The organism is Pantoea sp. Z09 (assembly GCF_022394795.1).
GTDB lineage: Bacteria > Pseudomonadota > Gammaproteobacteria > Enterobacterales > Enterobacteriaceae > Pantoea > Pantoea latae.
Genome location: NZ_CP092373.1, coordinates 2198341 through 2212272 on the forward strand (window position 1 = coordinate 2198341; position 13932 = coordinate 2212272).

9 protein-coding genes are annotated in these 13932 nt (G+C 59.0%); 6 read left to right on the plus strand and 3 right to left on the minus strand.

Annotated elements, in window-relative coordinates; genetic code table 11:
- The first annotated feature begins 24 nt into the window (after positions 1–24).
- The 4 genes from ychF to dcuR all read left to right on the plus strand — a co-directional run bounded on the left by ychF (position 25) and on the right by dcuR (position 5819).
- Positions 25–1116 carry a redox-regulated ATPase YchF gene (gene ychF, locus MC269_RS10515; RefSeq protein ID WP_033747685.1) on the plus strand — a complete coding sequence of 364 codons (1092 nt, stop codon included), beginning with the start codon at positions 25–27 and terminating at the stop codon, positions 1114–1116.
- Between the two features lie 490 nt (positions 1117–1606).
- Positions 1607–3385, plus strand: a complete 1779-nt coding sequence (locus tag MC269_RS10520) for a hypothetical protein (protein ID WP_239952351.1) — start codon at positions 1607–1609, stop codon at positions 3383–3385.
- 104 nt (positions 3386–3489) lie between these two features.
- Positions 3490–5103 carry a sensor histidine kinase gene (locus MC269_RS10525; protein ID WP_239952352.1) on the plus strand — a complete coding sequence of 538 codons (1614 nt, stop codon included), beginning with the start codon at positions 3490–3492 and terminating at the stop codon, positions 5101–5103.
- Positions 5100–5819, plus strand: coding sequence for a two-component system response regulator DcuR (gene dcuR / locus MC269_RS10530; RefSeq protein WP_081137182.1), 720 nt, complete (start codon positions 5100–5102; stop codon positions 5817–5819). The genes MC269_RS10525 and dcuR overlap by 4 nt, the downstream gene beginning before the upstream one ends.
- Here dcuR and MC269_RS10535 read toward each other — a convergent pair.
- Positions 5800–6774: an FAD:protein FMN transferase gene (locus MC269_RS10535; RefSeq protein WP_239952353.1), complete on the minus strand. Its 975-nt coding sequence runs from the start codon at positions 6772–6774 to the stop codon at positions 5800–5802. The genes dcuR and MC269_RS10535 overlap by 20 nt on opposite strands.
- 57 nt (positions 6775–6831) lie before the next feature.
- Complete coding sequence (locus MC269_RS10540) at positions 6832–9609, minus strand: flavocytochrome c (RefSeq protein ID WP_239952354.1); 2778 nt, start codon at positions 9607–9609, stop codon at positions 6832–6834.
- 579 nt (positions 9610–10188) lie between these two features.
- On the opposite strand from MC269_RS10540, the gene MC269_RS10545 reads away from it, so the two are divergent.
- Together MC269_RS10545 and fumA are read left to right on the plus strand one after the other, a co-directional pair.
- Positions 10189–11697, plus strand: a complete 1509-nt coding sequence (locus MC269_RS10545; protein WP_094078531.1) for an anion permease — start codon at positions 10189–10191, stop codon at positions 11695–11697.
- A gap of 155 nt (positions 11698–11852) precedes the next feature.
- Entirely contained in the window at positions 11853–13499 is a 1647-nt protein-coding gene (gene fumA / locus MC269_RS10550) for a class I fumarate hydratase FumA (RefSeq protein ID WP_239952355.1), read from the plus strand.
- A gap of 265 nt (positions 13500–13764) precedes the next feature.
- On the opposite strand, the gene MC269_RS10555 is transcribed toward fumA, so the two are convergent.
- A complete protein-coding gene (locus tag MC269_RS10555) occupies positions 13765–13932 on the minus strand; it encodes a hypothetical protein (RefSeq protein WP_239952356.1) in 168 nt (55 codons plus the stop codon).

The window sequence follows — 13932 nt, forward strand, 5'->3', positions numbered from 1 at the left end:
ATCAAGTCAGAAGGGTAACCAACCATGGGATTCAAATGCGGTATCGTGGGCCTGCCGAACGTCGGTAAATCCACCCTGTTCAACGCGCTGACCAAAGCGGGCATCGAAGCAGCTAACTTCCCGTTCTGCACCATCGAGCCCAACACCGGCGTGGTGCCGATGCCGGATCCGCGCCTTGACCAGCTGGCGGAGATCGTCAAACCGCAGCGTCTGGTGCCGACCACCATGGAGTTCGTTGACATCGCGGGCCTGGTGAAAGGCGCGTCGAAAGGCGAAGGCCTGGGCAACCAGTTCCTGACCAACATCCGCGAAACCGAAGCGATCGGCCACGTGGTGCGCTGCTTCGAGAACGAAAACATCATTCACGTCGCGGGCAAAGTCGATCCGGCAGAAGATATCGACGTGATCAACACCGAGCTGGCGCTTTCCGATCTGGAAACCTGCGAGCGCGCCATTCAGCGCGTGCAGAAGAAAGCCAAAGGCGGCGATAAAGACGCGAAGGTTGAGCTGGCGGCGCTGGAGAAGTGCCTGCCACATCTGGAAAACGCCGGTATGCTGCGCGCACTGAAGCTGGACGCCGACGAGAAAGCGGCGATCCGCTATCTCAGCTTCCTGACTCTGAAGCCGACCATGTATATCGCCAACGTTAACGAAGATGGCTTCGAGAACAACCCCTACCTGGACCAGGTGCGCGCCATCGCGGAAGCGGAAGGCTCGGTGGTGGTACCGGTTTGTGCGGCGGTAGAATCAGATATCGCCGAGCTGGATGATGAAGATCGCGCCGAGTTTATGGCCGAGCTGGGTCTGGAAGAGCCGGGCCTCAACCGCGTGATCCGCGCCGGTTATGCGCTGCTGAACCTGCAGACCTACTTCACCGCCGGCGTGAAAGAAGTGCGCGCCTGGACCATCCCGGTCGGCGCCACTGCGCCGCAGGCGGCAGGTAAAATCCACACCGATTTCGAGAAAGGCTTTATCCGCGCGCAGACCATCGCTTTTGACGACTTTGTTGCCTATAAAGGCGAACAGGGCGCGAAAGAAGCGGGCAAAATGCGTTCAGAAGGGAAAGAGTACATCGTGAAAGATGGCGATGTAATGAACTTCCTGTTTAACGTCTAATAACGCCTACGCCGTTTCACAACGCGCGACAGTTGTTTTCAATCCACGCTCCGGCGTGGATTTTTTTATCCTCCCTCTTTATTTAACAGATAAGTTTTCATTGCTGTTAAAAATAGCCTTCGCTTTCTTCACCTCAAAAAAGACTATCGTGCTCCATTCCTCGAGCCTGATTACTAAACTGATAAAAATCATTAATATAGATTATTTTTCACCAATTAATCTTACCATTCGACATCGCAAAATCGTCGCCAGCAGCACAGCGTAAAATAATGCACTACCCTCTTCTGCTGAAACAGACATGAAATAATTCCCGCCGCCTGGCTACGCAAAACGCAGAATGACACCGCTCCTTCACGCAATTATCAACAGGATTCATAAAACCGCAATAAGCCAATTAAGCGTGATCTGTGCGCACTTTTTCCCGCTTTATTTTCGGCACCCTTTAACTGGCGCAACGAACTGCGTCATTTAAACATTAAGGAAAATAATCATGGAAAACCAATATACGCTCGCCGCCGCTGGCACCGTCGCCACGCTGCAAACTCTTGCCGATCTGCGCGCTTATGAACCCACCACGTCGGGTGAGAGCGTGCTGGTTGTCGAGTACAACGCCGGCACGCTGTATGGCGGCGGCATTTTCGTCAGTGATATCACCGACACCGCGACGCCCAACGACGACGGCGTCAACGTCAGAACCACCGGCGGCAAACTCTGGACGCGGCAGATCAGCGACTACAACCTGGTGAACGTGACCCACTTCGGCGCGGTGCCGGACGGCGTCACCGACTGCGTAGAGGCAGTGATCAGAATGTGGTACTGGGTGCAGCAGGTCACCGCCAGCGGCCTGGCGGATCATCTCAACCTCGGCATCCGCTTCCCGGCGGGCCGCTTTATGATCTCAAAATTCGATATTTCCAACGTCAGCGGCGAAGTCTCCCACTTCCGCCTGTGCGGCGAGCCGGTAAAATTCGGCTACTTCGCCACCACCACGCTGGTGTCCGATAAAAAGAACAATGAGTATATGTTCAAGGTAAAAGCGCGTCGGGTGGAGATCACCGGCATCGCGGTGGATGGCGAAAGCGACTATTCAACAGGCGCGGTTAATACCAAAGGCTTTTTCCGCAATATCGTTGAAGGCGGCCAGTATCTGCGCGTCTCCTGCGTCACCTTCAGCAATCTCGGCGGCCGCGGGCTGGATCTGCTCGATACGCTCGACTGCAAAATCGACCAGTGGTACGCCTCGCAGTGTCATGCCACGGTGATTTACGGCGCCTGGTCCGGCCAGGCCTCCGGCAACTGGGACCATCTGACCGCCATCGAGCTGAGCAACTTCAACATCCAGAGCGGCTACGATAAGCCGATGATTGATCTGCAGCGCGCCACCCAGTGCATCTTGCACAACGGCTGGATCGAGCACACCGAGAACCCCGGCGACCTCTCCAACGGCGAATGGGTCATCAACACCCTGAGCCTCGAAGGCAACGGCAAACCGCTCGCCTGCCACTACGCGCGCCTCACCATTATCGCGCTTAACGTACAGGGCGCTAACGGCCTCGACACCAGCGAGGCGGGCGAGCGCTGGCTGAGCGTTTACGAGGACGGCACCACCCATATCGAAAACTACGGCATCAATATTCACGGCTCGCTGAGCTATGACTATATCTCTAACCTGAAGTCGATGGATAACCGCGCCGAGAGCGCCGCCTGGTTCCTGCTGGGGGAAATTGAGGCGGGCGACTACAGCACGCAGGTGCAGATCCAGCTGGTGGCCAGCGCGACCTATAACACCTGGACGGAAACCCCCACCGATTACACCGGCAAAACCCCAGAGGGCGGCGCGCTGCTCTCGCTGCAAAACATCAACGGCACCGTCGGCGGCAGCTGGTCAGCGACCGGCGCCTCACCGATCGTCGCCGCCTACGTTGAGCCAGGCAGCAACAATATGGCGAAGATCTACCTTAAGATCGCCGCCTGGACCGGCTATGTGAAAGCCTATATCACCACCAACACCCATAACCGCTTTGAGGCCGGCGTCCATTTCCGCTTTATCCCGGCCTACAGCAAAGCGGATGCCGCCACCGTCACCGATCTGGAGAGCAAATCAGACAGCTGGTGCTTGATGCAGCACTGGATGGGCAACGATCAGGTCGGCTTCGGCTATAACAACAATCACGATCTGCTGTTTCATGCGCCTGTTAGTGACAACAAAATGAGAGTGCTGGTTAATGGCACCCCCTACACTATCGCGCTGACGCCGGTCACCGAGTAATGCCCCTCAGGCCCGCGCGCTGGCGCGGGCCTTTTTGCTAAAAGCCTTTGCAAAGCCGTCGAGAAAGGGATAATAGCCCACCGCTTTCCGACAAAGGCCCGACGATGCGCGACACCCCGCAAGGCAACCTGACCCGCAAAAAACATATGAAGCTGAGCACCCTGGTGACGCTGATGATCGGCGCGGTGGTGAGCTTCGTGCTGCTGAGCGTGCATTTGCTCTACTTCGTGCAGATCGGCAACGCCACCCAGCATCAGCTGGAAGACAAGGCGATGGCGGTCGCCCGCACCCTGGCGGATGTGCCGGCGATTCAGCAGGCGCTCAGCGGCCCGCCCGACGCCGGCATTATTCAGCCTATCGCGCGCGCGGCGCAGCAGCACAACAATCTGCTGTTCGTGGTGGTGACCAATATGCAGGGCATTCGCTACTCGCACCTTAATCCGGCGCTGATCGGCCACCATTTTATCGGCGACGACATCAATCCGGCGCTGCAGGGCAAAGAGAACGTCTCGGTGAATCGCGGCTCGCTGGCGGAGGCGCTGCGCGTCTTTACCCCGGTTTATGACGCGCAGCAGCGGCAGATCGGCGTGGTGTCGATCGGCATCTCGCTGGAGGCGGTGAGCGACCAGATCAACCAGAGCCGCTGGAGCATTCTCTGGACCATTCTGATCGGCGTGCTGGCGGGCGCGCTCGGCACGCTGGCGCTGGTGAAAACCCTGAAGCGCATCCTCTTCGGGCTGGAACCCTGGGAGATCTCCTCGCTGTTCGAGCAGCGTCAGGCGATCCTGCACTCGGTCAAAGAGGGCGTAATCGCAGTGGACGCCCACGCCGAGGTGTCGCTGATCAACGAGGCGGCGCAAAAGCTGCTGACAGAGAAAACCAGCGGCAGCATGGATGAGGCCAGCGTGATCCACGCCCAGCTGCAGGAGACGCTGCGCAGCGGCCGCGCGCGGCGCGACGAAGAGCTGAACATCAACGGTCACCTGCTGCTGAGCAACACCGTGCCGGTTTACAGCCAGCAGCGGCTGATCGGCGCGGTCTGCACCTTCCGCGATAAAACCGAAATCGCGCAGCTGCTGCAGCGGCTGAGCGGCATGGTAAACTACGTCGACGCGCTGCGTGAGCGCTCGCATGAATTTATGAACAAGCTGCACGTCATTCTTGGCCTGCTGCACATGAAAAACTATGCGCAGGTGGAAGCCTATATTCTCAAGACGGCGAACAACTATCAGACCGAGATCGGTTCGCTGCTGGATAAGATCAAGTCGCCGGTGATCGCCGGCTTCCTGCTGAGCAAGATCAATCGCGCCTCGGACAGCGGCCATCGCCTGACGCTGAGCGACGCCAGCTTTTTGCCCGATATCGGCAACGAGCAGCAGATCGCCGTGCTGATCACCGTGCTCGGCAATCTGATTGAGAACGCGCTCGACGCGCTGGGCAGCGAAAACAACGGCGATATCCACGTGATGCTGCACTACCAGAACGGCTGGCTGGCGTGCGAAGTGAGCGACGACGGCCCCGGCATCCCGACCGAGCAGCTGGATGCTATCTTTGACAAAGGCTTCTCAACCAAAGGCGAGGATCGCGGCGTCGGGCTTTATCTGCTGAAGCAGCAGACGGAGAGCCTCGGCGGCAGCGTCAGCGTGGAGTCAGAACCTGGCGTGTTCACCCAATTTTTCGTACAACTTCCCTGGGATGGAGGCAACAAAACCGCATGATCAATGTGTTAGTGGTCGATGATGACGCTATGGTCGCCGAGCTGAATCGCGTTTACGTCGGGCAGGTGCCGGGCTTTCACTGCGTCGGCACGGCGTCGACGCTGCAGCAGGCGAAAGAGATGATTTTACACAGCGAGCCGGCGGTGGAGCTGGTGCTGCTCGATATCTATCTGCAGCATGAAAACGGACTGGATCTGCTGCCGGAGCTGCGCGAGGCGAAGCAGCCCGTTGAGGTGATCATTATCTCATCCGCCGCCGACGCCGCCACCATCAAAACCTCGCTGCACTACGGCGTGGTGGATTACCTGATCAAGCCGTTCCAGTTTCCGCGCTTTGAAGAGGCGCTGACCAACTGGCGGCAGAAAAAATCGCTGATGGATAACCATCTCTACTATCAGCAGGCGGAGGTCGACCAGCTGATCCACGGCAACCCGCCCACCAGCAGCGACAGCAAACGGCTGCCGAAGGGGCTGACGCCGCAGACGCTGCGCACGCTCTGCCAGTGGATCGACGCTCATCCCGGCAGCGAGTTCTCCACCGACGAACTGGCGGCGGAGGTAAATATCTCGCGCGTCTCCTGCCGTAAATATCTTATCTGGCTGGCGCAGATTAATATCCTGTTCACCAGCATCCACTACGGCGCCACCGGCCGCCCGGTTTACCGCTATCGCTTGCAGCCGGAGTACCATTCGCTGCTTAAGCAGTACTGCCAGTAACCCGCCGATAGCGGCTGTCGTGCAGGTGAAAGGCGAACTGGCGCGTCGAGGAGCAGATCACTTCGCGATCGCGGGTGACGAATATCGCCTCGATGTGCGGCGTGTCGCGCAGCGCCGCGAGGCTTTTCTCGACGCCCAGCCCGTAGAGCAGCGTGGTGTAGATATCGCCGTCTATCGAGCGGTCTGAAATCACCGTGACGCTCAGCAGCTCGTTATCCAGCGGATAGCCGCTGCTGGCGTCAAGAATATGGTGATAGAGGCGCCCGTCCAGCTCAAAATAGCGTTCGTAAATGCCCGATGTGACCACCGATTTACCCGCCACCTCAATTACGCCGATCAGTTCGTCAGCCTGGCCAAACGGGGTTTTCAGCCCCACCGACCAGCCGGCGGCGTGCGGCGGCGCGCCCAGCGTCTGCACGTTGCCGCCGAGGTTGATCAGCGCCCTTTCCACGCCCTGCTGGCGCAAAAAGCTGCGCACCACGTCGGCGATATAGCCTTTGGCGATAGCGCCCAGATCGATCTCCATACCGGGCTGGCGCAGAAACACGCTGCGGGTTGCGGGATCCAGCGCCACCTGGCGCGGATCGGTTAACGCCATCAGCCTCTCCAGCTCCCGCTGCGGCGGCACGCTGCGGCCCTGAAAGCCAATCTTCCAGCGCTTGACCAGCGGACCGATGGTGAAGTTGAACAGGCTGTGCGGCAGCAGGCTCACCTGATGGGCGCACTGAATGAGATCGAACACCTCGCGGCTGACGCTGACCGCCGCCTGGCCGGCGGCGTGGTTGATCGCCATCACCTCGGACTCGGCGCGGTTTACCGTCAGGATGTTCTCGTAGTGGCGGATGAGGCGAAACACCTGCGCGGCGAGCGCGGCGTTATCGTCGAAGAGTTTGAGCAGAATGGGCGAACCCATCAGCACTGCGGAATAGGCGTAAACGCCACTGTCGGCTGACATAATCGCCTCGGCTGTCAGGGTAAGCGGCGGCGCCCATTGCAAGCGCCGCCTGATTCCTCAGCTGCGCGCCAGCGCCGCCGCGTTGCGTCCGGCAAGAATGCCGAAGATGATGATATCCGCCACGGCGTTGCCGCCGATGCGGTTGGCGCCGTGAATGCCGCCGACCACTTCACCCGCCGCCCAGGCGCCGCGGATCGGCTGTTTGTTGCCGTCCAGCACTGCGGTGTCGGTGTTGATGGTGACGCCGCCCATGGTGTGGTGCACGCCAGGCGCGACGCGGATGGCGTAAAACGGCCCCTGATTGAGCGGATGGCGCAGCGCAGTGGTACGGCCGAAATCCTCATCCTTCTGGTCCACCACAAACTGGTTATAGCGCGCCAGCGTCTCCTCCAGCGTGGTGTGTTCCATATTGAGTTTCACCGCCAGCTCGCCCACGGTCGGCGCGCTGATAACAAAGCCCTTGGCGATATACTCGTCCGCCGCTTTGTTGTTGGCGCGCACCTGTTCGTCGAACACCACCCAGGCACTTTTCTCCGGCAGCGCGATAATCTGCGCAGAGACCTTGTCGCGCGTCTCCATCTCGTTAAAGAAGCGTTTGCCCGCCTGCGACACCAGAATAGCGCCGCCGCCGCGAATCGACTCGGAGATCAGATAGGAGGTGGTCTGCTCGACGGTGGGATGGATCTGAATTTCGCCCATATCCACGGTGTCCGCGCCCAGCTTCTGCAGCATGGCGATGCCGCTGCCGGTGGCGCCTTTGTGGTTGGTGGTGACGAAACCGTCCAGTTCCGGGCGATATTTCACCACCATCTCGCGGTTGGCGCTGAAGCCGCCGGTGGCGACGATCACGCTTTTCGCGTAGAGGATGCGGCTGTCGTAATACTCATCCACCACTTTCACGCCGGTTACCGCACCGTTCTCGGTGAGGATTTCCGCCACCGAGGTATCGAGCAGCACTTCAATGTTGCGCTTGTTGATGTTTTTCACCAGGCCGCTGATCAGGTAGCCGCCCACCGCCGAGCGATCCGCCGGACGGTGCGTGCGGTCGATGCTCATGCCGCCGGTGATGGTGATATCGTTCAGCTCGATGCCGTGATCGGCCAGCCAGTCGATTGCCTCTGGCGCCAGCTCGACGAATTCGCGCAGCAGCACCGGGTTGTTTTTATGCTGGCCGCCCTTCAGCGTCTCCTGATAGAACAGCTCTTTGCTGTCCTTGATGCCTTTCATCGCCTGGAAGCGGGTTTCCGCCGCGTTCATCCCCACCGACGCTTTAATGGTGTTGCCGCCGATGGTCGGCATTTTCTCGATGATCACCACGCGCGCGCCTTCGTCGTGCGCCTGAATTGCCGCCGCCAGCCCCGCGCCGCCGCTGCCGATCACCACCACGTCGTAGTTTTGCGGCGCCGACGGGTTGCCGCCCTCTTCAATCACATACTCTTTGCTGGAGGTAGAGAGCGCACGCGACACCGCTTTTTTCAGCGCCTCGCTCTGGGTGGTGGCGCCGGTAATGGCGTCGACGTGCGGGCTGTTGGCCACCAGGATGCGGTTGCGCAGGCTTTCAAAGGTTTCGGTGAAGTCGACGTCCAGCGTATCGTCCGGCACCATTGAGATATCGGTAATACGGTCGGTGTCGAGGGTAACGTTGATTTTCAGCTTCAGCGCTTCCGCCTCGACTTTCTCCTGATAGACGCCCGCCTTGTATTTGCGGCCCGGTGCGCTGACTTCGCGGATCATCGCGTCCACCAGCGAGAAGCGCCACAGCGGCTCCGGGATCATCAGCGCTTCACGCTGGGTGCTGTCGATATAGAGGTCGAGATGCTCGTTGTTCAGCACGCGATCCGCCCAGTCCGGGTAGGCGATGCAGGCTTTGCCGATCGCCACCAGATCGTAGCCGTGTTCCAGCGCCATCTCCGCGTCGGCTTTATTCACCGTGCCGCCGACGCCAATCACCGGCACCTTCGCCAGACGCTCAGAGCGCTGGGCGATATATTTATCGATCAGCGGCGTGGGATCGCGCGTGTCGACGATAGAGGGACGCAGCAGCTGCCCCATGGAAAAGTGCACGTAGTCGAGGCCGCGCTCCGCCAGTTTCTCCAGCAGATAGAGCGTGTCGGCAAAGCGGATGCCGGGCACTTCAATCTCTTCCGGCGAGAAGCGATAGCCGATAATAAAGGTGTTGTGCGCGATGCGCTCCGCCATTTTATGGGCGATATCCAGCACCGCCAGCGGGAAGCGTGCGCGGTTTTCGCGGCTGCCGCCCCACTTGTCGTCGCGCTGGTTAGAGTTGGGGGAAAAGAACTGCTGGATCAAGTAGGTGTTGGCGCCATGCAGCTCGACGCCGTCGAAGCCCGCCTTGATGGCGCGGTTCACCGCGTCGCCGAATTTGGTGATCATCACCTCGACTTCATCGGCGGTCAGCGCCTGCGGCGTGGTGGCGCCTTCGCGCGGCGCGGCGATGGCGCTGGGGCCGACGGGGGTTTTCCCGCCAATTAGCCCCGGCTCCACCATGCGGCCGCCATGATAAATCTGCAGGATCGCCGTCGAGCCCTGCGATTTGATTGCGTCGGCGATGCGGGCAAGTCCAGGGATCTTGTTGTCGCTGTCAATACCGATGGCGCCGGGAAAGGCTGGGCCTTTGGTGTCGATAAAACAGGACTCAACGATAACCGTACCGAGGGTGCCTGCGCGGGCGCGATAGTACTCCACCAGTTCGCTGGTCACGGTGCCGTCATAAAAGCCCGTACAGGTGGTCATCGGCGCCATTACCAGACGATTTTTTAATACCGCGCCGTTCGGCAATGTCAGTGGATTTAAAAGCGGGGTGCGAGTATTCATCTAGATTAACTCCGGAAATTAAAAGCTGAGAAATTTCTGCGGACAGGGCATCCTGGTGATTATTCAAAGGTCCGACTTCATGCCACTAATATACCAGTAACTTTAACTACAAAAGAAATGAATATAGTTATAAAACTTTTGAACCAGCGGAGTTATTTATTTTGCAATGCCTGCAATTTTAGTTATAGTAATGTTAGCGAAAGCGCTGAAAAAATCAAATTATTGTTAAAATTAAAAAATAACCATTGAAAAACAATATGATAATCTGTTAGATATTTGCAGAAAAAAGCGTCTAAAATTCTTAGCGCATCATAGGATTCTTCTTAACGAAGCCGCAGCATTTTTAAAGGGTTTAAGTCAATAAAAACGCTGACTCACTCTTTGATCTAGATCAAAATTTACTATTACGGCTGGCGCATCATATAGCCATGGCGCAAAAGATTATTTAATAAAGTTGTCATACAGAGACGTTATTCAATAAGGTTTTGCTGACAAGCTTCACACGCGCGTTAATATTAAATCGCGCATCAACAAAGCCGACATTCTCTTCTTTATAACTTGCAGACCAACACTATGAACATGAAAACGACGCTGAACGAAGCCGCGCAACCTGCGCCCGTCCCGCCGCCGGGACAACACAAACGCTGGATCATGCTGGCCCTGCCGATTGTTGTCGCCGCGCTGCTGCTGCTGGTGCCGACGCCGGCGGGCCTTGAACCCTACGCCTGGCACTTCTTCGCCATTTTTGTCGGTGTGATTGTCGGGCTGATCTTTGAACCCCTGCCGGGCGCGGTAATCGGCCTGACCGGGGTAGTGGTTATCGCCCTGTTCAGCCAGTATGTGCTGTTCAGCCCCGCCGAGCTGGCGAAGCCGGGCTTCAAAGTCGCCACCGAGGCGTTTAAATGGGGCGTCAGCGGCTTCGGCAACTCCACCGTCTGGCTGATCTTCGGCGCCTTTATGTTCGCCGCCGGCTACGATAAAACCCAGTTCGGCCGCCGCCTGGCGCTGATCCTGGTGAAATATCTCGGCCGCCGTAGCCTGACGCTCGGCTACGCCATCACCTTCGCCGATCTGCTGCTGGCGCCCTTTACGCCGTCGAACACCGCGCGCAGCGGCGGCACCATCTACCCGATTATCGCCAACCTGCCGCCGCTTTACGGCTCGAAACCCAACGACCCGAGCGCGCGCCGCATCGGCTCCTATCTGATGTGGGTCGCCATCACCGCCGCCTGTATCACCAGCTCGATGTTCCTCTCGGCGCTGGCGCCGAACCTGCTGGCGCTGGCGCTGGTAAAAAGCGTGGTGGGCTTCGATATCTCCTGGGGCATGTGGTTTATCGCCTTCCTGCCGCTTGGCGTGCTGCTGATCCTTACCATGCCGCTGCTGGCCTACTGGCTCTATCCGCCGGAAGTGAAAGTCAACGACGAGGTGCCGCGCTGGGCGACCGCTGAACTGGCAAAACTGGGCAAGCTGTCGCGCAATGAGATCCTGCTGCTGATCTTTGTGGTGTGCGCCCTGCTGATGTGGATTTTCGCCACCGCCTGGATTGAGCCAGCGATGGCCGCCCTGCTGGTGATCATACTGATGCTCTGGACCGGCGTGCTGAACTGGAGCGATATCACCAGCAACAAAGCGGCGTGGAACACCTTCGCCTGGTTCGCCACCCTGGTGGCGCTGGCGGATGGTCTGGCGCGCGTTGGCTTTATCGCCTGGCTGGGCAAAGAGGGCGGCATGCTGCTGCAGGGGTATGACCCGCAGGTCTCCGCTGTGGTGCTGCTGATCGCCTTCTATCTGCTGCACTACCTGTTCGCCAGCACCACCGCGCACACCACCGCGCTGCTGCCCGCGATGCTGACCATCGCCGCGGCGATCCCGGGCATCAATATGCCGGTGTTCTGCCTGATGCTCTGCACCTCGCTCGGCGTGATGGGGATTATCACCCCGTACGGCACCGGCCCAAGCCCGATTTACTACGGCAGCGGCTATCTGCCCACCAAAGACTACTGGCGTCTGGGCACCATTTTCGGCCTGCTGTTCCTGGTGCTGCTGATGCTGATCGCCTATCCGTGGATGGTGATGATGTTCTAAAGAGGGCGACGAAACAGGTTAATAAAGTGTAAAATCTTTTCCCTTCTGCTTACGCCAGCCGCGTCCCGCGCGGCTGGCGAAATAAAAACCAACAAGATTTGCGGCTGTTTTCCTCGCGCTGCGTGAGGCGGAGCCGTCGCATTAAGTGAGCCGAGATGTCGAACAAACCTTTCTACTATCAAGAACCCTTTCCGCTGTCCCATGATGACACCCAGTACTATCTGCTGACGCGCGAGCACGTCTCCATCGCCCGGTTCGAGGGCGAAGAGGTGCTGAAGGTCGATCCCAAAGCGCTGACGCTGCTGGCGCAGCAGGCGTTTCACGACGCCTCTTTTATGCTGCGTCCGGCGCACCAGCAGCAGGTCGCCTCTATCCTCGCGGACGATGAAGCGAGCGAGAACGATAAATATGTCGCTCTGCAGTTTCTGCGTAACTCGGAAATCGCCGCCAAAGGCGTGCTGCCGACCTGCCAGGACACCGGCACGGCGATTATTATGGGCAAAAAAGGGCAGCGCGTCTGGACCGGCGGCGGCGATGAAGCCGCGCTGTCGCAGGGCGTCTATAACACCTTTATCGAAGATAACCTGCGCTATTCGCAGAACGCCGCGCTCGATATGTATAACGAGGTGAACACCGGCACCAACCTGCCGGCGCAGATCGATCTCTACAGCACCGACGGCGACGAGTATAAGTTTCTCTGCATCGCCAAGGGCGGCGGCTCCGCCAATAAAACCTATCTCTATCAGGAGACCAAAGCGCTGCTCTCTCCCGGCAAGCTGAAGAACTATCTGGTAGATAAGATGATGTCGCTCGGCACCGCCGCCTGTCCGCCCTATCACATCGCCTTCGTGATTGGCGGCACCTCGGCGGAGGCCACGCTGAAGACCGTGAAGCTCGCCTCGACGCACTACTACGACAGCCTGCCCACCAGCGGCAACGAGCACGGTCAGGCGTTTCGCGATCTGGCGCTGGAGCAGGAGCTGCTGGAGGCGGCGCAGCAGCTGGGTCTGGGGGCGCAGTTTGGCGGCAAATATTTCGCCCACGATATTCGGGTGATCCGTCTGCCGCGTCACGGCGCCTCCTGTCCGGTGGGGATGGGCGTTTCCTGTTCGGCGGACCGCAATATCAAAGCGAAGATTAACCGCGACGGCATCTGGATCGAGAAGCTGGAGGACAATCCGGCGCAGTATATTCCGGAAGCGCTGCGTCAGCAGGGCGAAGGCGGCGTGGTCAGCGTCGATCTTAACCGGCCGATGCAAGAGATTCTGGCGCAGCTGTCAGCCTGGCCGGTCTCTACGCGTCTGTCGCTGAGCGGCACCATTATCGTGGCGCGCGATATCGCCCACGCCAAGCTGAAAGAGCGCATCGACAGCGGCGAAGGGCTGCCGCAGTACGTGAAAGATCACCCGATCTATTACGCTGGCCCGGCGAAGACCCCGGCAGGCTACGCCTCCGGCTCGCTTGGCCCGACCACCGCTGGCCGCATGGACTCCTATGTCGATCTGCTGCAGTCGCACGGCGGCAGCATGATCATGCTGGCGAAGGGCAACCGCAGCCAGCAGGTAACGGACGCCTGCCACAAGCACGGCGGTTTCTACCTCGGCAGCATCGGCGGCCCGGCGGCGGTGCTGGCGCAGCAGAGCATCAAGAAACTGGAGTGCGTGGAGTATGCCGAACTCGGTATGGAGGCGATCTGGAAGATTGAGGTAGAGAACTTCCCGGCGTTTATCCTGGTGGATGACAAAGGCAACGACTTCTTTAAGCAGATTCAGGACAGCACCTGCGCGCGCTGCGTGAAATAGTACTGGGCCAGGCTTTTAAAGACCGCACCCTGCTTTAACCAGCGGACGGCAGGGTCTGGAGAGCAAAGCGTCCCGCGCCAGGGACAAAAACGCCGGGAGCGTTTTTGAATAACGCGCAGCGTTGACCCGTTTACGGGCGCACCTCATGGATGAGGTGCGTATCCTCGCGGGCCGAGCGCGCATGGATGCCTTGAGCGACTTTGCGATCAGACCCTGCCGTCCGCGTCTGCGCAACGGCTGCAGACCTCACCACGCCAGTCTGTCTTTACCAGAAACGCGGCACTTCCGCCGCATCGCTCGTTTCTCCCGCCTGCAGTCGAGCGGCGGCATCGCCATCGCGCAGCGAAACCGGCAAATTAACCGCAATGATGCTGTACTCCACGCCGTCCAGCACCTCGTCATGTTCAGTCAGCACATTATAAAATTCGTTCAT